The following is a 20,881-nucleotide window of genomic DNA, read 5'->3' on the forward strand; positions in this document are numbered from 1 at the left end:
TCAGCCGATCGTCATCAAATTCGCATTGCCGCCCGCCGCGGCCGTGTTCACGCTGACCGAGCGCTCGGTCAGCAGCCGCTCGAGCGCGTAGTCTTCCGCGTCGCCGTTCTCGAACGCGCCCGCCGACACGCCCTGCACCGACACGATCGGCCCCGGGCGCTGCGCGACGTCCTTCACGAGCGTCTGCAGCTCGTCGCTGTCGCCTTCGAACAGCACGGCGTCGAACGGCGCGTCGGCCTGCTTGCGCACGGCCGCATGGCCCTTCAGCGCGGCCGGCAGCGCGGCGACCAGCGCCTCGCCCGCCGAGCCGGCGAACAGCGCCCGGTTGCCCGTCGCCAGCACCGCCGCGAACTGCGCGCGCGCGCCGCTCGGCGTGGCCGCGACACACAGCACCGTGCCGCGCGGGCCGAGTGTATACGTGTTTCGCTCGCCCGTCGGCCCGGTCAGCACGGCCGTCGCACCGGCCGGCACCTGGGACAGATAGCCGTCGCAGCGCGCCGCCAGCGCCGGCTCGCGCTGCTCGATCAGCCAGTCGCGCAGCGCGGTGAGCGCCGCCGCCGGATTGCCGCGCTGCTCGCCTTCGGCCACGCCGTCGGCGATCAGCGTCTGCGCGAGCGCCTTCGGCAAGCCCGACGGACGCGTCGCGAGCAGACGCTGCAGGTACAGCGCGCCGCCGGCCTTCGGGCCCGTGCCCGACAGCCCTTCGCCGCCGAACGGCTGCACGCCGACCACCGCGCCGATCACGTTGCGGTTCACGTAGATGTTGCCGACGTGCGCATTGGCGATCACGTGCGCGATCGTCTCGTCGATCCGCGTGTGGATGCCGAGCGTGAGCCCGTAACCGGTCGCGCGGATCTGCTCGAGCAGCTTGTCGAGCTGGCTGCGGCGGTAACGCACCACGTGCAGCACGGGGCCGAACACCTCGCGCTTCAACTCGTCGATGCTGCCGATCTCGATCAGCGTCGGCGGCACGAAGGTGCCGTGCGCGCAGGCGTCGGGCATCGGCAGCTGCGTGACCGCGTGGCCCTTGTCCTTCATCGCGGCGACGTGCGTGTCGATCGTCTGCTTCGCTTCGGCGTCGATCACCGGGCCGACGTCGGTCGACAGACGGTCCGGGTTGCCGAGCGCCAGCTCGTGCATCGCGCCCTTGAGCATCGTCAGCGTACGGTCGGCGACATCGTCCTGCAGACACAGAACGCGCAGCGCCGAGCAGCGTTGACCGGCCGAGTCGAACGACGATTGCATCACGTCCGCGACGACCTGCTCCGCGAGCGCCGACGAGTCGACGATCATCGCGTTCTGGCCGCCCGTTTCGGCGATCAGCGGAATCGGCTTGCCGTCCGGGTCGAGGCGCGCGGACAGCGTCTTGTTGATCAGGCGCGCGACTTCGGTCGAGCCGGTGAACATCACCGCGCGCGTGCGCGGATCGGCGACCAGCGCCGCGCCGACGGTTTCGCCGGTGCCCGGCAGCAGCTGCACCGCGCCGGCCGGCACGCCGGCCTCGCGCAGCAGGCGCACGGCCTGCGCGGCGATCAGCGGCGTCTGTTCGGCCGGCTTGGCGAGCACCGTGTTGCCGGCCGCGAGCGCGGCGGCCACCTGCCCCATGAAGATCGCGAGCGGGAAGTTCCACGGGCTGATGCAGACCACCGGGCCGAGCGGACGGTGCGTGTCGTTCGAGAACTCGCCGCGGATCTGCGCCGCGTAGTAGCGCAGGAAGTCGACGGCTTCGCGGATTTCGGCGATCGCGTTCGGCAGCGACTTGCCGGCTTCGCGCACGATCAGGCCCATCAGCGTGTGCATCTGCGCTTCGAGCAGATCGGCTGCGCGCACCAGGCAGTCGGCGCGCGCATCGACCGGCGTCGCCTGCCAGATCGGCGCGGCCGCGACCGCGTGGGCGAGCGCCGCGCTCACGTGCTCGGACGTCGCTTCGCTGACCGCGCCGACCACGTCGCGCTGGTCGGCCGGGTTGCGCACGTCGCGCGCCGGGGCGTCGGCGAGCGCGTCGTCGGCCAGCATCGGCGCCGCGCGCCACGGATGATGCGCGCTCGCGAGCAGCGCCGACGACAGCGACGCGAGACGGTGCTCGTTCGACAGGTCGAGGCCCATCGAGTTGGCGCGCTCGTCGCCGTACAGGTTGCGCGGCAGCGGGATCTTCGCGTGCGGCGCGCCGAGCGGCACGACCTTCGACGCCTCGTCGACCGGGTCGGCGACCAGCTCCTTCACCGATACCGTCTTGTCGGCGATGCGGTTCACGAACGACGTGTTCGCGCCGTTCTCCAGCAGGCGGCGCACGAGGTACGCGAGCAGCGTTTCGTGCGTGCCGACCGGCGCGTAGACGCGGCACGGGCGGTTCAGCTTGTCGCGGCCGGTGACTTCCTCGTACAGCGGCTCGCCCATCCCGTGCAGGCACTGGAATTCGTACTGGCCCGGGTAGTAGTTCTGGCCGGCCAGGTGATAGATCGCGGCGAGCGTGTACGCGTTGTGCGTCGCGAACTGCGGGTACACGGCGTCGGGCGCCGCGAGCAGCTTCTTCGCGCACGCGAGGTACGACACGTCGGTGTAGATCTTGCGCGTATAGACCGGATAGCCTTCGAGGCCGTCGACCTGCGCGCGCTTGATTTCGCTGTCCCAGTACGCGCCCTTCACGAGGCGGATCATCAGGCGGTGACGGCTGCGGCGCGCGAGATCGATCAGGTAGTCGATCACGAACGGGCAACGCTTCTGATAGCCCTGCACGACGAAACCGATGCCGTTCCAGCCGGCGAGATCGGGATCGAAACACAGCGCCTCGAGCAGGTCGAGCGACAGCTCGAGCCGGTCGGCTTCTTCCGCGTCGATGTTCAGGCCGATGTCGTAGCGGCGCGCGAGCAGCGCGAGCGCACGCACGCGCGGCAGCAGCTCGCTCATCGTGCGGTCCTGCTGCGAGCGCGAGTAGCGCGCGTGCAGCGCCGACAGCTTGATCGAGATGCCCGGGCCCTCGTAGATGCCGCGGCCGCCCGCGGCCTTGCCGATCGCGTGGATCGCCTGCTCGTACGACGCGTAGTAGCGCAGCGCGTCCTCTTCGGTGGTCGCCGCTTCGCCGAGCATGTCGTACGAGTAGCGGAAGCCGCGCGCTTCGTACTTGCGGCTGTTCGCGAGCGCTTCCGAAATCGTCTCGCCGGTGACGAACTGCTCGCCCATCAGGCGCATCGCCATGTCGACGCCCTTGCGGATCAGCGGCTCGCCGCCGCGCCCGATCAGGCGCGTGAGCGCCGACGACAGCCCCGCTTCGCTGTTGGTCGTCACCAGCTTGCCGGTGATCATCAGGCCCCAGGTCGCCGCGTTCACGAACAGCGACGGCGCGTGGCCGACGTGCGAGCGCCAGTCGCCCTTGCTGATCTTGTCGCGGATCAGCGCATCGCGCGTCGCGCGGTCGGGGATGCGCAGCAGCGCTTCGGCGAGGCACATCAGCGCGACGCCTTCCTGGCTCGACAGCGAAAACTCGTGGATCAGCCCTTCGACGCCGCCGCCCGAGCTCTTCTCGCGCAGCGTCTCGACGAGGTGCGTCGCGAGCGTCTGCACGTCCGCCTGCAGGTTCGCCGGCAGGCGCGCCTGGCCCAGCAGGAACGGCACGCATTCCGGCTCGGGGCGGCGATACGCGGCGGTGATCGCCGCGCGCAGCACCGATTGCGGCTGCACGTTCTGCGCGAACTCGAGGAACGGATGCGGCGAGTTGTCGTCGTCCTCCGCCGCGTGGCCGTCGGCGAGCTCGGTCACGCCGCTGCTGCCCGACAGCTCGGGCGGCAACTGACCGTGCTCGATGCGCTCGAGATACGCGAAGATCGCCTGCTTGATCAGCCAGTGGGGAGTGCGCTCGAGACGCGTCGCCGCGTCTTTCAGGCGCGAGCGGAGAAGGTCGTCGACTTTGACGCCGAGAGTCGTGCTTGCCATGGTGGGTTCGTGCGCCGGCGCGGGTCCGGCCATGTGGTGTGAGAGGATGCGCGAAATCCTACGGCACGCAATAAAAAGGTGCAACCGAATTACACGGCCGGTTGCACCCATTGGATAGTCAATATAATCAGCCACTTAGGCGGTTGCAACCTAGGAGTTGCCCGTGGTCGGCGGATCGGTGTTTTCCCTGATCCGTGCCGTTTGGCCGGCGGCGGCGGCTTTTGCGGCGCGCGGCGCGTGGCCGAAGCGGGTTGCACTGGCGGTGTCGACGCGCGCGGCGGACCGGCGGACGGGAAAGGGCCATAGCGTGGCGGCGTGAAGCGGCAGCCCGCGCCGCGCTCAGATGTCGAGCGGATCGACCTCGATGCTCCACCGCAGCACGCCCTTCAACGCGCGCAGCTGCGGCTGCCATGCGCGCAGCGCATGCTGCAGCGCCGAGCGCGACGCGCTCTCGAGCAGCAGCTGCGCGCGATGGACGTTCGCGACCTTCACGATCGTCATCGGCACGGCGTCGTAGACGGTCACGCGCTCGGCGCCCGGCAGCCCCGGCAGCGCGGCGGCCGCCTGCAGCAGGAACCCGAGCGCCGCGTCGAGCGTGCGCCCTTCGGCGCGCAACAGCGCCTGGTAGACGAACGGCGGCAGGTGCGCGTCGCGCCGCTCGCCGAGCGTCGAATTGGCGAAGCCGACGTAATCGTGCCGGCCGAGCGCGTGATACAGCGCGTGACGCGGATAGCGCGTCTGCACGAGCACCTCGCCGGGCAGCCCGGCGCGGCCCGCGCGGCCGCTCACCTGCATCAGTTGCGCGAACAGCCGCTCGCTCGCGCGGAAATCGTGCGAGAACAGCGCGGTGTCGGCATTCAGCACGCCGACGAGCGAGACGCGCTGGAAGTCGTGCCCCTTCGCGATCATCTGCGTGCCGACCAGGATGTCCACCTCGCCCGCATGCACGTTGGAGAACAGCGCCTGCGCGCTGCCCTTGCGGCGCGTGCTGTCCGCGTCGATGCGCAGCACGCGCGCGCCCGGCACGGCCTCGGCGAGCGCCTCCTCGATGCGCTGGGTGCCGCGGCCGAGCGGTGCGATGTCGACGTTTCCGCATTCCGGACACGAGCGCGGAATGCGCGCTTCCCAGCCGCAGTGATGGCAGCGCAGCGCATGCTCGGGCTTGTGCAGCACGACGTAGGCGCTGCAGCGCGGGCAGCCGGCGACCCAGCCGCATGCGTCACACGCGAGTTGCGGCGCGTAGCCGCGCCGGTTCAGGAACACGAGGCTCTGTTCGCCGCGTTCGAGGCGCGCCTTCAGCGCCGCGACGAGCGGCCCGGAGAGTCCGCCCATCGACGCGCGCCCGCGCCGCCGCTCCTCTTCGAGATCGATCAGGCGCACGGTCGGCAGCGTCGCATCGGCCACCGCGCGGCGCGACAGCGTGAGCCGCGTGTAGCGGCCCTGCTCGGCCTGCCACCAGCTCTCGAGCGACGGCGTCGCCGAGCCGAGCACGACCGGAATGCCGAGATGCTTCGCACGCCATACGGCCAGATCGCGCGCCGAATAGCGCAGGCCTTCCTGCTGCTTGTACGCGGGCTCGTGTTCTTCGTCGACGACGATCAAGGCGAGCATCGGCAACGACGCGAGCACCGCCAGCCGCGTGCCGAGCACGATGCGCGCGCGCCCGGTATGTGCGGCGAGCCAGTTGCGCGCGCGTTCGCCTTCGGCGAGCCCGCTGTGCAGCGTGACGATCGCGTCGTCGGCGAGCGTGCCCGCGAAGCGCGCGCGAAACGCGGCCTCGAACTGCGGCGTCAGGTTGATTTCGGGCACCAGCACGAGCGCCTGCGCGTCCGGCCGCGCGTCGAGCAACGCGGCCAGCGCGTGCAGATAGACCTCGGTCTTGCCGCTGCCGGTCACGCCGTGCAGCAGGAACGGCGCGAAGCCCTGTGCCGCGCGAATCGCGTCGAGCGCCTCGGCCTGCTGGTCGGTCAGCGCCGGCGGCACAGATCTTCTACTGCTTGTCGACAGGTTATCCACAGCTTTGGGCACAGGCGCATCGCCCCAGCCGATTTCGTCGACGGCCACCCAGCCCCGCGCCGCCCAGTCGTCGAGCGTCGCGGCGGCCTTCGGGTGCATCGCGCGCGCATCGGGCAGCGTCAGCGAAGCGGCGTCCGCGAGTGCCTGGGCGAGCCGCCGCAGCGCGGCGCCCCGCGCGGGCAGCGCATCGGGAAGCGCCGCGCGGCCGGCGTCGGTCAGCCGATAGCGCAGCTCCGGCGCCAGCAGCCGGCCCCAGCGCTGCGCGTCGCGCAGCGCCTGCGGCAACGCGGGCAGCGCGACTTCGCCGCGCCCTCGCTGATAGTAGTCGGCCGCGAATGCGACGAGCGCCAGCCAGTCCGATCCGAGCGGCGGAAGCTCGGTACAGACCGCGTCGATCGCGCGCAAACGGGAGGGCGGCACATCCGTGTGAGTCGTCACTTCGCACACGAGGCCGACGGCCTGCCGCTTGCCGAACGGCACCTGGACCAGCGTGCCCGGCCCCGGCACCGGCTGCACGTCGCAACGATAGTCGAACAGCGTGGCCAGCGGATGGTCGAGCGCGACCCGCAGATAGGCGCCGTCCATCACCGCACTCCCGCGGCGATGGACGCAGCGCCGACGCAGTGCAGCACGCCGGGTGCGGTGGCGGACTTAAAGTAAAACTTCACATTCGGCGCTAAGTTTTGGATTCGCATTAGGAATCGCCGTATACCCTGACCAGCCTGTGGATAACTTTGTTGAGAACTCGGCGCGGAATAGCCGAGAAGGGCGTGCGGCGGCGCTTTCCGCCGATTTCGGCCGCGCTGCGCCGCGCCCCGCGGAGCCTTATTCCATAAGGCTGCTATTCAAATTCCCCAACCATAGCGAGACAATTCGACCGATACAGGCCTCTACCGCGCTGCAACGTGGAAAATGTGTATAAGTCAAGTCTTGACAAGCGATGAATCGGCATCCGGGGCGGGGTTGCGCCCTGTTTAGCGCCGGCCGCGAAACGCTGCAATTCCGCGGCGCAGCATGCCGGCGCTTGCGTTCAGCCCGCGGCTCCGCTACGCAGCTTGCGGCTGTAGCCGTGCACCTCGTCGACGAGTTCGGCGACGTGGTCGGGCGACGTGAACTGCGAAATGCCGTGGCCGAGGTTGAACACGTGGCCCGGGTGATTGCCGTAACTGTCGAGTACCGCGCGCGCCTGTTCCCGCACTGCAGCAGGCGGCGCGAACAGGATCGTCGGGTCGAGGTTGCCCTGCAACGCCACGCGCCCCGCCAGGCGCTCGCGCGCGGCGCCGAGATTCACCGTCCAGTCGAGCCCGACCGCGTCGACGCCGGTCGCCGCGATTTCCTCGAGCCACAGCCCGCCGCCCTTCGTGAACGTGATCACCGGCACGCGTTCGCCGTCGTGTTCGCGCTTGAGCTGCGCGACCACGCGGCGGATGTAATCCAGCGAGAAGCGCTGGTATGCGCCGTCGGCCAGCGCGCCGCCCCAGGTGTCGAAGATCATCACGGCCTGCGCGCCGGCTTCGATCTGCGCGTTCAGGTACGCGGCCACGGCCTGCGCGTTCACGTCGAGGATCCGGTGCATCAGGTCGGGGCGCGAATACGCCATCGACTTCACCGTGCGGAAATCGTCCGATCCGCCGCCTTCGACCATGTAGCACGCGAGCGTCCACGGGCTGCCCGAGAAGCCGATCAGCGGCACGCGCTGCCGGCCCTGACCGTCGGTCAGCGCGCGACGGATCTCGCGCACCGCGCCCGTGACATAGCCGAGCGTTTCGTCGATGTCCGGCACCGCGAGCTTCGCGACGTCGGCCTCGGTGCGCACCGGATGCGCGAACTTCGGCCCTTCGCCGGCCTGGAAGTCGAGGCCGAGCCCCATGGCATCGGGAATCGTCAGGATGTCGGAGAACAGGATCGCCGCATCGAGCGGGAAACGATCGAGCGGCTGCAACGTCACTTCGGTCGCGTAGTCGGGATTCTTCGCGAGGCCGAGGAAACTGCCGGCGCGGGCGCGCGTCGCGTTGTATTCGGGCAGATAGCGGCCGGCCTGGCGCATCAGCCAGATCGGCGTGTAGTCGGTCGGCTCGCGCAGAAGCGCACGCAGGAAGGTGTCGTTGAGCAGGGTATAGGCCACGGTAGGAGCGACGATGCGAGAGCAAACCGGCATTTTACCGGAGCGCGGCCGCGCGGCCGTCATGCCGATGCGATGGCGGCCATATGACGCGCGCGACGGCTCCGTTATGATCGAACGCTGATATCACCGAACAAAGGAGGAGACCGATGAAACGATTCGCCACACTCGCCGCGCTCGGCGCCGCGACGCTGTTCTGCTGCGGCGCCGCGCATGCGCAGGCCGCTGCGGCCACTGCCGCCGCAGGCTCGCGGCTCGACGACGTGCTCGCACGCGGCACGCTGCGCGTCTGCACGACCGGCGACTACAAACCGTATTCGTACTATCGGGGCGACGGGCGCTTCGAGGGCATCGACATCGACATGGCCGAATCGCTCGCGACTTCGCTCGGCGTGAAGGCCGAGTTCGTGAAGACGAGCTGGTCGAGCCTCACCAACGACTTCGTCGCGAAATGCGATATCGCCGTGGGCGGCGTGTCGACGACGCTCGAGCGTCAGAAGCGCGTGTTCTTCACGCAACCGTACGTGGTCGACGGCAAGACGCCGATCGTGCGCTGCGCCGACGCCGACAAATACCAGACCATCGCGCAGATCGACCGGCCCGAGACCCGCGTGATCGTGAACCCGGGCGGCACCAACGAGCGCTTCGCGAAGCAGTTCTTCACGCACGCGAACCTGAGCGTTTATCCGGACAACGTGACGATCTTCAAGCAGATCCTGGCCGGCAAGGCCGACGTGATGGTGACCGATGCGTCCGAGACGCTGCTGCAGCAAAAGCTGAATCCGGGCCTGTGCTCGGTGCATCCGGACAAGCCGTTCCAGTTCGGCGAAAAGGCCTACATGGTGCCGCGCGGCGACGTCGTGTTTCAGCAGTACGTCGACCAGTGGCTGCATCTCGCGCTGGCGAGCGGCGCGTACCAGACGATCTCCGACAAGTGGCTGAAATGATGTGATGGCCGGCGGCGGCGGGCGTCGAACATGTATCCGGCCGCCCGTCGCGCACGCCGAACCCGTTTCAAAATCTTTCTGACGATTGAATCGGCGAGCGCGGCATCTGCCGCGCAATGCGCGTTTCGCCGTGCAAATCCGCAATTCGACGACACTGAACCGCGCGAAAACCGCATTACGCGCACGCGATGAAAACTCGGCGGAAAAGATAAGTAAATATGACCTTTTTCAGGACGCCGAAAACAGCAAAAAATCCCGGAAAGCCTTGTCCGACGGGCGTTACAACCTGAAACACTTTGTTACCGCGATGGGCCGTCAATTCGCCCACAATGGCCTCAACGGTTTCAACACGGATGCGGTCTCGTGTGCCAAGTGTGAGCGGACGCGAAGCGCTGCGAGCCCAGTCGGTCACGTACCGAAGCCCTTCCCAGGGGCATCCCTGTTGGAGTCGTTTCCGGCCCCCCGCCGGATCCGGTTTCAACTTTGGTCTCCTCGCGCTAACCCCGTAGCGTGTGGTTTTTAGCGGGCTAATAAGCCCGCTTTTTTTCGTCCATCGAAAACGCAACGGCCTGCCGGCCGCCGCGTTTCCTCCGGCGCCGTACCGCTTCACGCGGTCTTCTGCACGTCGAGCTTCAACTCTTCGATCATCCGTTCGCGCATCACGAATTTCTGCACCTTGCCGGTCACCGTCATCGGCAATTCGTCGACGAAGCGGATGTAGCGCGGAATCTTGTAGTGCGCGATCTGGCCTTGGCAGAACGCGCGCACGTCGTCGTCGGTCATCTGCTCGCCGGCGCGCAGCACGATCCACGCGCACAGCTCCTCGCCGTATTTCGCATCGGGCAGGCCGAACACCTGCGCGCTCTGAATCTTCGGATGCCTGAACAGGAATTCCTCGATCTCGCGCGGATACACGTTCTCGCCGCCGCGAATCACCATGTCCTTCAGCCGGCCGACGATGTTGCAGTAGCCCTGCGCGTCGAGCGTCGCGAGATCGCCCGTGTGCATCCAGCCGTCGATCAGCACCTCGCGCGTCTTCGCGTCGTCGTCCCAGTAGCCGAGCATCACCGAATAGCCCTTCGTGCACAGCTCGCCGGTCGCGCCGACCGGCACGATGTCGCCGCCCGGATCGACGATCTTCACCTCGAGATGCGGCTGGATTCGCCCGACCGTCGTCGTGCGCTTCTCGAGCGGATCGTCGGTCGAGCTCTGGAACGACACGGGGCTCGTTTCGGTCATCCCGTACGCGATCGTGATCTCCGACAGATGCATCTGCGACACGACGCGCTTCATCGTCTCGATCGGGCAAGGCGAACCGGCCATGATCCCGGTGCGCAGCGTCGACAGGTCGAACGTCTTGAACTCGGGATGATCGAGTTCGGCGATGAACATCGTCGGCACGCCGTGCAGCGCGGTGCATCGCTCGTCGGCTACTGCCGCGAGCGTCGCGACCGGGTCGAACGCCTCGCCGGGAAACACCATCGCCGCGCCCGTCGACACGCACGCGAGCACCGCCAGCACCATCCCGAAGCAGTGATACAGCGGCACGGGAATGCAGAGCGCGTCCTGTTCGGTGAAGCGCATCGCCATCGCGATCGAGCGCGCGTTGTTGACGACGTTGCGGTGCGTGAGCGTCGCGCCCTTCGGGCTGCCGGTGGTGCCGCTCGTGAACTGGATGTTGATCGCCTCGCCGGCCGCGAGCGTCGCGCCGATCGCATCGAGCCGCGCGACATCGAGCGTGTCGCGGCCGCGCGCCATCACGTCCGCGAAGCGGAACATGCCCGCAGGCGCGACGTCTCCCATCGACACGACCGTGCGCAGGCTCGGCACGCGCGCCGCGTGCAGATCGCCGGGCGTCGCGCTCGCGAGCTCGGGCGCGATCGTCTGCAGCATTTCGACATAGGCGGAGCTCTTGAAGCGCTCGGCCGCGATCACGGCCTTGCAGCCCACCTTGTTGAGCGCGTATTCGAGTTCCGCGAGCCGGTAGGCCGGGTTGATGTTGACGAGCACCGCGCCGATGCGCGCGGTCGCGAACTGCGTCAGCAGCCATTCGCTGCGATTCGGCGACCAGATGCCGACGCGATCGCCCTTCACGATCCCGAGCTCGACGAGGCCCGCCGCCAGCACGTCGACCTCGTGAGCGAATTCGCGCCAGCTCCAGCGCACCTGCTGCTCGCGGAACACGACCGCCGGGCGGTCCGGAAAGCGGCCGGCCGTGTCGAGCAGGAAGCGGCCGATCGTCGCTTCGGATAGCGGCACGTCGGTTGCGCCGCGCACGTACGAGAGTCCGTTTTCGGGCGCGATCAGCGCCCGCATGCCAAGGTCTGCTGCCATCGATGTCTCCGTCCGTTTTTTTGTCTGATCGGCCCGGCGCGCGCGTTAGGCGCACCGCTCCGCCGCACTCGCGACGGGCGGCCTACGAGCGGATGATGCCGCGCTCCGCTGACGACACTCTGACATCGAATCGCTGCGCGCGGATGAAATAGCACGATCGGACGATACGACGCGGCCGGCACAACCGCGACGAAACCGCCGGACGAAAAAAAAGCAGCCCGAAGGCTGCTTTCTTTCGCGGGATACGCGCGCGCGGCTCAGTGCCGGCTGCGGATCTTCGCCAGACGCTGGATCGCTTCGAGCTGCGCCATCGCGGTCGCGAGCTCCGATTGCGCCTTTGCGAGGTCGAGGTCCGACTTCGCGTTCTGCAGCGTTTCCTCGGCACGCTTGCGCGCGTCCTCGGCTTTCGCCGCGTCGAGGTCCTTGCCGCGGATCGCGGTATCGGCGAGCACCGTCACGGCGCCCGGCTGCACTTCGAGGATGCCGCCCGCGACGAACACAAATTCGTCGTTGCTGCCCTCGACTTCGATGCGCACCGCACCCGGACGGATCCGCGTGATCAGCGGCGTGTGACCCGGCAGAATACCCAGCTCACCCGTTTCGCCCGGCAGCGCGACGAATTTCGCCTCGCCCGAGAAGATCTGCTCTTCCGCGCTGACGACGTCTACTTTGATGGTTGCCATATCGACTCCTGTCAACGAGCGCGAACGCCGCAAGGCGCGTGCGCTCGTCCCATGCACGGCGGGTTGAGCGTATTGCGGTCGGCGCGGCCGGCCGGCGCACGAGCCATTGACGGTTCGTACAGCCGGCCGGCGCGCGCCAGCGTGCTACTCACTCAAGCCCTTACTGGATCTTCTTGGCCTTTTCGAAGGCTTCGTCGATCGTGCCGACCATGTAGAACGCCTGTTCCGGCAGGTGGTCGCACTCGCCGTCGACGATCATCTTGAAGCCGCGGATCGTTTCCTTCAGCGGCACGTACTTGCCCGGCGAGCCCGTGAACACTTCTGCGACGTGGAACGGCTGCGACAGGAAACGCTGGATCTTACGCGCACGCGCGACCGACAGCTTGTCTTCCGGCGACAGTTCGTCCATGCCCAGAATCGCGATGATGTCGCGCAGTTCCTTGTAGCGCTGCAGCGTTTGCTGAACGCGACGCGTGATCGTGTAGTGCTCTTCGCCGATCACGTTCGGGTCGATCTGGCGCGACGTCGAGTCGAGCGGGTCGACCGCCGGGTAGATACCCAGCGAAGCGATGTCACGCGACAGAACGACGGTTGCGTCCAAGTGACCGAAGGTGGTCGCCGGCGACGGGTCGGTCAAGTCGTCCGCAGGGACGTACACGGCCTGAACCGACGTAATCGAGCCCTTCTTGGTCGACGTGATGCGCTCTTGCAGCTTGCCCATTTCTTCAGCCAGCGTCGGCTGATAGCCCACTGCCGACGGCATACGGCCGAGCAGTGCCGACACTTCGGTACCGGCCAGCGTGAAACGGTAGATGTTGTCGACGAAGAACAGCACGTCGAGGCCTTCGTCACGGAAGTGCTCGGCCATCGTCAGACCGGTCAGCGCGACGCGCAGACGGTTGCCCGGCGGCTCGTTCATCTGGCCGTACACCAGCGCGACCTTGTCGAGAACGTTCGAGTCCTTCATTTCGTGGTAGAAGTCGTTCCCTTCACGGGTACGCTCGCCCACGCCCGCGAACACGGAGTAACCGCCGTGCTCCTTCGCGATGTTGTTGATGAGCTCCATCATGTTGACGGTCTTGCCCACGCCTGCACCACCGAACAGACCGACCTTGCCGCCCTTCGCGAACGGGCAGATCAGGTCGATGACCTTGATACCCGTTTCGAGCAGTTCGGTCGACGGCGACAGCTCGTCGAACGCCGGAGCCTTCTGGTGGATCGAACGCGTATGTTCGCTTTCGATCGGGCCGGCCTCGTCGATCGGACGGCCGAGGACGTCCATGATACGACCGAGGGTCGGCTTGCCGACCGGCACCGAAATCGGCTTGGCCGTGTTCTTCACGGTCAGGCCGCGGCGCAGGCCGTCGGATGCACCCAGACAGATGGTGCGGACCACGCCGTCGCCCAGCTGCTGCTGGACTTCGAGCGTCAGTTCCGAGCCATCGAGAATAAGCGCGTCGTAGATCTTCGGCATGCTGTCGCGCGGGAATTCCACGTCGATAACGGCGCCGATGCACTGTACGATCTTGCCTTCTACCAAAGCAGCAGTACTCATCGCTTTTCCTTTAAATACCTGATTCTTTACTCGCGCAAAGGCGCAGTTGTCGTCCGGGCGCGCGCTTAAACAGCAGCTGCGCCGCCGACGATCTCCGACAGTTCTTTCGTAATCGCGGCCTGGCGGCTCTTGTTGTACACGAGCTGCAGTTCGCTGATCACCGTCTTCGCGTTGTCGGACGCGGCCTTCATCGCGACCATGCGCGCCGATTGCTCGGACGCCATGTTTTCCGCGACGGCCTGGTACACCAGCGCCTCGACGTAACGCACGAGCAGTTCGTCGACAACTGCCTGCGCGTCCGGCTCGTAGATGTAGTCCCACGACGTGGCCGGCGTACCGTCATTGGCGTCGAAGTGGTCCGCCGACAGCGGCAGCAGCTGTTCGATCACGGCTTCCTGCTTCATCGTGTTGACGAAGCGCGTGTACGCGATATAAACGGCCGACAGCTTGCCTTCCGAGTACAGATCGAGCTGCGTCTTCACGGCGCCGATCAGCTTGTCCAGGTGCGGGGTGTCGCCGAGGTGTACGACCTGCGACATCACCTTCGCGCCGAAGCGGTTCAGGAACCCGAGGCCCTTGCTGCCGATTGCGGTAGCTTCGACCTTCTGGCCCCGCTCTTCGAGCTCCTTGAACTTCTGCACCGTCGCACGCAGCACGTTGGTGTTCAGACCGCCGCAAAGACCCTTGTCCGTCGTGACGAGGATGATGCCGGCCGTCTTCGCGCCGTCGTTCGCCACCATGAACGGGTGGCGGTACTCCGGGTTCGCACGGCTCATGTGCGCGGCGATGGCACGGACCTTGTCCGCGTACGGACGAGCGGCGCGCATGCGTTCCTGCGCGCGGCGCATCTTCGATGCGGCCACCATCTCCATCGCCTTCGTGATCTTGCGCGTGTTTTGCACGCTCTTGATCTTGCCGCGAATTTCCTTCATTCCAGCCATAGCTTGCTCCTTGACCGGAGCGGCGCGGGCGCCTCAGCACCCGCGCTGCCCCGTTGTGTCACTCGCGGATCAATAGGCACCCGACTTCTTGAAGGATTCGATCGCCGCGCGCAGCGCGCCTTCGTCGTCCTTCGAGAGGTCCTTGGTGTCTTCGATGCGCTTGATGAGGTCAGCGTGGCTGGTCTTCAGGTTGTCGCGCAGGCCCTTCTCGAACGACAGCACTTGCTTGACGTCGAGATCGTCGAGGTAGCCGTTGTTCGCGGCGTACAGCGACACGGCCAGTTCCCACACCTGCAGCGGCTGGTACTGCGGCTGCTTCAGCAGTTCCGTCACGCGGCGGCCGCGCTCGAGCTGCTTGCGGGTCGCTTCGTCGAGGTCCGATGCGAACTGCGCGAATGCGGCCAGTTCACGGTACTGCGCGAGGTCGGTACGGATACCGCCCGACAGCTTCTTCACGACCTTCGTCTGAGCGGCACCACCGACGCGCGACACCGACACGCCGGCGTTGATTGCCGGGCGGATGCCTGCGTTGAACAGGTCGGTTTCCAGGAAGATCTGGCCGTCGGTGATCGAGATCACGTTCGTCGGAACGAACGCGGTCACGTCGCCGGCTTGCGTTTCGATGACCGGCAGTGCCGTCAGCGAGCCGCTCTTGCCCTTCACTTCGCCGTTCGTGAACTTCTCGACGTACTCTTCCGACACGCGAGCCGCACGCTCGAGCAGACGCGAGTGCAGATAGAACACGTCGCCCGGGTACGCTTCACGGCCCGGCGGGCGGCGCAGCAGCAGCGAGATCTGACGGTATGCCCATGCCTGCTTGGTCAAGTCGTCATAGATGATCAGCGCGTCTTGACCGCGGTCGCGGAAGTATTCGCCCATCGTGCAGCCGGCGTACGGTGCCAGGTACTGCATCGCGGCCGAATCCGACGCCGAAGCGGCGACGACGATCGTGTATTCCATCGCGCCCGTTTCTTCGAGCTTGCGAACCACGTTCATGATCGACGAAGCCTTCTGGCCGATCGCGACGTAGATACAGATCAGGTCCTTGCCCTTCTGGTTGATGATCGCGTCGAGCGCCACCGCGGTCTTGCCGCACTGACGGTCGCCGATGATCAGCTCACGCTGGCCACGGCCGATCGGCACCATCGCGTCGATCGACTTGATGCCCGTCTGCACCGGCTGCGACACCGACTTACGCCAGATCACGCCCGGGGCGATCTTTTCGATCGCGTCGGTCAGCTTGGCGTTGACCGGGCCCTTGCCGTCGATCGGGTTGCCGAGCGCATCGACCACGCGGCCGACGAGTTCCGGACCAACCGGCACTTCCAGGATGCGGCCCGTCGTCTTGACGACGTCGCCTTCCGAGATGTGTTCGTATTCGCCGAGAATCACCGCGCCGACCGAGTCGCGCTCGAGGTTCAGCGCGAGGCCGAACGTGTTGCCCGGGAACTCGAGCATTTCGCCCTGCATCACGTCGGACAGGCCGTGGATGCGCACGATACCGTCGGTCACGGAGATCACGGTGCCCTGGTTGCGAACGTCTGCGCTCGCTTCAAGGCCCTGGATCCGGCTCTTGATCAGCTCGCTGATCTCAGAGGGATTGAGTTGCATTATTCGCTCCTGATAGTCAATTCTGTTGCGTGCCGGCGTGGCGCTCAGGCGGTCAACGCAGCCTGCATCGATGCGAGGCGCGCGCGAACCGAGGTGTCGAGCACTTCGTCGCCGACCGTCACGCGCACGCCGCCGATCAGCGACGAATCGACTTCGACCGTCGGTTTCAGCTTGCGCTTGAACTTGCGTTCGAGGCCCGAGACGAGACTGTCGAGCTCCGCGCCTTCCAGCGGGAACGCGCTCACGATCTCGGCGTCGGCTGCACCTTCACGTTCGTTCTTGAGCGCCTCGAACTGCTCGGCGATTTCCGGCAGCAGCGCGATGCGATGATTGTCGACCAGCATCTGCACGAAGTTCTTCGCTTCGGCGCCAGCCGCGAGCGGCGACTTCACCGCAACAAGCAGCAGCTCGGCTACTTGCTTGCGGGTCACCTTCGGGCTCGACGCGACCGACAGCACTTCCGGCAGATGCGCAACCTGGGCCAGCTCTTGCACGAGCGTGGACCAGGCGGCGATGTCACCGCCCTCGGCCACGCGGAACAGCGCTTCTGCGTAAGGGCGGGCGATGGTTGCAAGTTCGGCCATGATCAGAGCTCGGCTTTCAGTTGATTCAGCAGTTGGGCGTGGGCCGTTTGATCGACTTCGCGCTTCAGGATCTGCTCGGCGCCCTTCACGGCCAGCGCGGCAACTTCGCCACGCAGCGTTTCGCGCGCCTTCACGATTTGCTGTTCTGCTTCCGCTTTCGCCTGGGCGACGATGCGGGCGGCTTCAGCCTGGGCGTTGGCCTTGATTTCCTCGGCGACCGCCTGGGCACGCTTTTCGGCGTCGGCGATGCGCTGCTGGCCGTCGTTACGGGCCTGCGCGAGTTCCTGGTCCACGCGCTTGTGCGCTGCGTCGAGTTCCGCCTTGCCCTTTTCCGCGGCGGCGAGGCCGTCGGCGATCTTCTTCGAACGTTCGTCGAGGGCGTTGATCAACGGCGGCCACACGAATTTCATCGTGAACCACGCGAGGACCAGGAACACGACCATTTGCGCAAACAGAGTTGCGTTGAGATTCACGGTGTTTCCTTATCTGCTATTCCGGAAAAATGAAACGGTAAGGCGCTCATCGAGTTGCATTCGATCAGCGCCCCAAGTCTCCGTTCCGCCCTGCGCCGGCTCACGCCGTGCGCATATTTCCGAGGAACCTTAGCCTGCGAGCTTCGACAGGAGCGGGTTCGCGAACGCGAACAGCATTGCGACACCAACACCGATCAGGAATGCAGCGTCGATCAGGCCGGCCAGCAGGAACATCTTGGTTTGCAGCGGGTTGATGAGTTCCGGCTGACGTGCGCAGGCTTCGATGTACTTGCCACCCATCAGCGCGATACCGATACAGGCGCCGATTGCACCCAGGCCGATGATGATGCCGATACCGATGGCGGTCAGACCCTGGATGTTGGCGATGTAAGCTTGCATGATCACTCCTTTGAGAAAAGACTTGGAACTTAGATTTAAAAAACTAAAACGGAAACTCTTGTTTGCACGTCGCGCTTAGTGCTTGTCGTGCGCCTGGCCGAGATACACCAGCGTCAGCATCATGAAAATGAATGCCTGCAACAGAACAATCAGGATGTGGAAGATTGCCCAGACGCTGCCCGCGATCACGTGACCAACGAAGCCGAGGAACGTTGCGTCGCCACCGAAGCTCCACATGCTGCCGAGCAGGGCGATCAACAGGAACAACAGCTCACCTGCGTACATGTTGCCGAACAGCCGCATGCCGAGGGAGACGGTCTTCGCGACGTATTCGACGATGTTCAGCGCAAGGTTCGGGATCCACAGCAGCGGGTGGCCGCCGAACGGCGCCGACAGCAGCTCATGCACGAAACCGCCGGCGCCCTTGATCTTGATGCTGTAGTAGATCATCAGGACGAACACGCCGAGCGCGATGCCGAGCGTGCCGTTCAGGTCGGCCGTCGGGACGATGCGGTGGTGGGAAATCACGTCCGACAGACCGAGCAGGGCGATCACGCGGCCCGGCAGGTCGACCGGCAGGAAGTCGAGGGAGTTCATCAGCGCGACCCACACGAACACGGTGAGCGCGAGCGGAGCGATGAACGTGCGATTGCCATGGACGATGGCCTTCGATTGATCTTCGACCATCTCGACGAGCATTTCGATCGCGCACTGGAAACGGCCCGGCACGCCCGACGTCGCCTTGCGGGCGGCCAGACGCAACACGACGATCGTCACGATCCCGCACACGATCGACCAGAACAGCGTGTCGATGTTCCAGACGTGGATGTCGAAAATCGACGTCTGATGCGAGGTGGAAAAGTTCTGCAAGTGGTGCGCAATGTACTCGGACGGATCCGGACCGCGCGTGCCTTCGCTAGCTGCCATATCGTTAATGCCACCCAAATTGTCGAAAATCGTTTCCCCCGTTTCCGCAATACGCTATTGCGGGAACGGGCCGGTGCGGTTCCTGTCGAAAACCGCACGCTGCTTGTTGCTTACCGCCAGGCCAGCGCGATCCAGTACGTCTTCAGCACGACGAGGTAGGTGACGAGGAGCGCCGGCCAGTGCACGCCGGCATAGCCGTACGCCACTGCGGCGAACATTCCGATCGTCACGCCGAGCTTCAGGGCTTCGCCCATCACCCAGCTCATCACGGTGGCCGAGCCACCTGCCTTCAGTCGTGCCACGAACAACGCGCTTGGCACCCAGCCGATCGCCCCGCCCAGAAACGCGGATTGCGCAGCGGCGCCCGGCGACTTCGAAAACAGCCACCACGCCAGCGTTGCAACCAGGGACAAGACCACCTGCGCGATCACCACCTTGTAGGGAGTGACGCGCGGCGGCTTGCTCACGTTCGGACCGAACAACCTCTCGGCTTCCGTCCGCGTGAGCGGAACGATGTTGTCATCTTGCTGCTCGGCATCCCAGTCGCCGCCGTCGGATTCGCGCCGTTCGCCGGCCGCTGAAGCGGTGCGTTGCGCTCGGGGACCATCGTGCCTGTCGTTCGGCGCCTGACCCGCCATCGCAATCTTCCGCAAAATCCTTGAACCCGGCCCCAAGCTTTCTGAAAGCTTTCAGGGGTGCCTAGCTAACAAATCCGGGCGATTGTAAGCGATAGTTGCAAGTGATTCAAGGCTTTAGACGCGACAAAAAGCTTCGTAAAACGCCGCCTCATCATGTGAAAAACGCGCGAATCGACGACGTACGATGACAGTTGTAAGGTGGTTTTTTCGCGTCGCACATTTCGCGGGCGGAAATGCGCGTTTCAGCGGAAATCAACGGCCGGAAATGGGGGCTGTGACGCGGCGTCGCGGCGTCGCGGCGGGCTGATTGCAATGAAATTCCGCGAAGGCGGAACGAATGGAAACGCGGCGGCCGGTGCTGTGCGACAACCGCACCTCGCCGACGTGCGCCGCTTGGCAGCACGAAGAAATGCGATCAGCCGTGCAGATGAAGCGGCGAGCGGCGTTGCGTCGCCACAGTAGATCGACTGTGAATCGGCGCACTTATCAACAGGCGGGGTGTTTCGAAGGTCGCTGCTGCTGCCGCCCTGCCCGGCCACGCTTTTGCAGGCGGCCGACGTCGCCGCTACCGCTGGCCGCGGCGCTCAACCGTGGACGAGCAACCACGCGCCGAGTGCCGCGCTCGCCAGCGCGAACGGGATCGACACCGCGTGAAACGGCAGCCACATGCGCGGCTCCTTCGCGAGACGCACGGCGATCAGGTTCGCGAGCGAGCCGATCGCGAAACCGAAGCCGCCGACCGAGACGCCGAACGCGAGTGCGCGCCAGTCGTGCGTGAATTCCGACAGCAGGATCGCGGCCGGCACGTTGCTGATGCCCTGCGACAGCACCGCGCCCGCGGCGAACACGCGCAACGGCGTATCGAGATGGCTGCTCGCAATCGTGTCGTGTATGACCGGCAACGCGGCCGCGCTGCGCAACACGACGAACATCAGCACGAAGATCAACAGCAGCAGCCAGTCGATTTTCAGGACTGCGTCGCGCTTCGCCACCAGCAGCGCGAGCACGACGGCGATCAGGCCCGGCACCGGATGGTGCGCGTCGGCGAGCAGCACGAAGCCGCCGAACAGCACGGCCGCGAGCAATGCATGCATGCGTTGCACGGGCACCGCCTGCACGTCTCCCGACAAGTCGAGCGGTTTGGCGCGAAACGCGCACGCCGTGACCACGAGCAGCAACGCCATCAACGCGAGCGCGAGCGGCCCGAGCGCGACGACGAAGCCGCCGAACGACACGCCGCTCAATTGCCACAGAAACAGATTCTGGGGATTGCCGAGCGGCGTCGCGACGGACCCGGCGTTGACCGCCAGCGCGACGACGATCACCAGCCGTCGAAACGGCAGCGGCGTCAACGCACGCAGCGATACCATCAGCGGCACGACGACGAACAGCGCGACATCGTTGGTGAGCCACATCGCAAGCGCCGCCGCGAATATCACCAGCAGCATCGCGAGCCCGCGCTCGGAGTGCACGTGGTGCACGATGCGATGCGCGAGCCACATCAGACAACCGGACAGCTCGAGCGCCTTGGTCAGCATCAACAGGCCAGCGAGCGTGACCACCGTCTGCCAGTCGACCAGACCGGCCAGTATCGCGAACGGTTGCGGGCGCAACCATTCGAGAACGATCAGCGCAACGGCCAGTACCGTCAGTACGGGCTCCTGCAAAAGCCAGCCGAGCCACCGGCGCGGCGCCGGCGCGCCCGTGCTTTCGATCAATTG

The 20,881-nt window shown here is 66.0% G+C and carries 16 protein-coding genes; 1 reads left to right on the top strand and 15 read right to left on the bottom strand.

Annotated elements, in window-relative coordinates; all coding sequences use genetic code 11:
- The 3 genes from putA to hemE form a co-directional block, all read right to left on the bottom strand.
- Positions 1–3,930 (bottom strand): trifunctional transcriptional regulator/proline dehydrogenase/L-glutamate gamma-semialdehyde dehydrogenase, encoded by a 3,930-nt coding sequence (putA, locus tag AK36_RS13160; RefSeq protein WP_011882823.1) that lies wholly within the window; start codon positions 3,928–3,930, stop codon positions 1–3.
- A gap of 339 nt (positions 3,931–4,269) precedes the next feature.
- Positions 4,270–6,531 carry a primosomal protein N' gene (locus AK36_RS13165; RefSeq protein ID WP_045578635.1) on the bottom strand — a complete coding sequence of 754 codons (2,262 nt, stop codon included), beginning with the start codon at positions 6,529–6,531 and terminating at the stop codon, positions 4,270–4,272.
- Positions 6,532–6,976: 445 nt separating this feature from the next.
- A complete protein-coding gene (gene hemE, locus AK36_RS13170) occupies positions 6,977–8,071 on the bottom strand; it encodes a uroporphyrinogen decarboxylase (protein ID WP_045578636.1) in 1,095 nt (364 codons plus the stop codon).
- 146 nt (positions 8,072–8,217) lie between these two features.
- Here hemE and AK36_RS13175 point away from each other — a divergent pair, with 146 nt between their 5' ends.
- On the top strand, positions 8,218–9,015 hold the full coding sequence (locus AK36_RS13175) for a transporter substrate-binding domain-containing protein (RefSeq protein ID WP_045578637.1): 798 nt from the start codon (positions 8,218–8,220) through the stop codon (positions 9,013–9,015).
- A 175-nt stretch (positions 9,016–9,190) separates the two neighbouring features.
- On the opposite strand, the gene AK36_RS34280 is transcribed toward AK36_RS13175, so the two are convergent.
- The 12 genes from AK36_RS34280 to AK36_RS13230 all read right to left on the bottom strand — a co-directional run bounded on the left by AK36_RS34280 (position 9,191) and on the right by AK36_RS13230 (position 20,875).
- Complete coding sequence (locus AK36_RS34280; protein WP_164715973.1) at positions 9,191–9,427, bottom strand: hypothetical protein; 237 nt, start codon at positions 9,425–9,427, stop codon at positions 9,191–9,193.
- A gap of 194 nt (positions 9,428–9,621) precedes the next feature.
- Positions 9,622–11,349, bottom strand: coding sequence for an AMP-binding protein (locus AK36_RS13180; RefSeq protein ID WP_045578638.1), 1,728 nt, complete (start codon positions 11,347–11,349; stop codon positions 9,622–9,624).
- A gap of 257 nt (positions 11,350–11,606) precedes the next feature.
- Positions 11,607–12,032, bottom strand: coding sequence for a F0F1 ATP synthase subunit epsilon (locus AK36_RS13185; RefSeq protein WP_011882817.1), 426 nt, complete (start codon positions 12,030–12,032; stop codon positions 11,607–11,609).
- Between the two features lie 160 nt (positions 12,033–12,192).
- Positions 12,193–13,587, bottom strand: coding sequence for a F0F1 ATP synthase subunit beta (gene atpD, locus AK36_RS13190; protein WP_011882816.1), 1,395 nt, complete (start codon positions 13,585–13,587; stop codon positions 12,193–12,195).
- Positions 13,588–13,652: 65 nt separating this feature from the next.
- Positions 13,653–14,528, bottom strand: a complete 876-nt coding sequence (atpG, locus tag AK36_RS13195; RefSeq protein ID WP_011882815.1) for a F0F1 ATP synthase subunit gamma — start codon at positions 14,526–14,528, stop codon at positions 13,653–13,655.
- Positions 14,529–14,597: 69 nt separating this feature from the next.
- The gene (gene atpA, locus AK36_RS13200) at positions 14,598–16,139 is read right to left on the bottom strand and encodes a F0F1 ATP synthase subunit alpha (protein ID WP_011882814.1); all 1,542 of its coding nucleotides are present in this window, start codon (positions 16,137–16,139) and stop codon (positions 14,598–14,600) included.
- 44 nt (positions 16,140–16,183) lie between these two features.
- The gene (locus AK36_RS13205; RefSeq protein WP_011882813.1) at positions 16,184–16,723 is read right to left on the bottom strand and encodes a F0F1 ATP synthase subunit delta; all 540 of its coding nucleotides are present in this window, start codon (positions 16,721–16,723) and stop codon (positions 16,184–16,186) included.
- Positions 16,724–16,725: 2 nt separating this feature from the next.
- On the bottom strand, positions 16,726–17,196 hold the full coding sequence (locus AK36_RS13210) for a F0F1 ATP synthase subunit B (RefSeq protein ID WP_011882812.1): 471 nt from the start codon (positions 17,194–17,196) through the stop codon (positions 16,726–16,728).
- Between the two features lie 129 nt (positions 17,197–17,325).
- Positions 17,326–17,595 carry a F0F1 ATP synthase subunit C gene (atpE, locus tag AK36_RS13215; protein WP_006482730.1) on the bottom strand — a complete coding sequence of 90 codons (270 nt, stop codon included), beginning with the start codon at positions 17,593–17,595 and terminating at the stop codon, positions 17,326–17,328.
- Between the two features lie 75 nt (positions 17,596–17,670).
- Positions 17,671–18,522 (bottom strand): F0F1 ATP synthase subunit A, encoded by an 852-nt coding sequence (atpB, locus tag AK36_RS13220; RefSeq protein WP_011882811.1) that lies wholly within the window; start codon positions 18,520–18,522, stop codon positions 17,671–17,673.
- 110 nt (positions 18,523–18,632) lie between these two features.
- Positions 18,633–19,160, bottom strand: coding sequence for an ATP synthase subunit I (locus AK36_RS13225; RefSeq protein WP_014722172.1), 528 nt, complete (start codon positions 19,158–19,160; stop codon positions 18,633–18,635).
- 584 nt (positions 19,161–19,744) lie between these two features.
- Entirely contained in the window at positions 19,745–20,875 is a 1,131-nt protein-coding gene (locus AK36_RS13230; protein ID WP_174479791.1) for an SLC13 family permease, read from the bottom strand.
- Between the last annotated feature and the right edge of the window lie 6 nt (positions 20,876–20,881).

Source organism: Burkholderia vietnamiensis LMG 10929 (assembly GCF_000959445.1).
GTDB classification, from domain to species: Bacteria; Pseudomonadota; Gammaproteobacteria; order Burkholderiales; family Burkholderiaceae; genus Burkholderia; species Burkholderia vietnamiensis.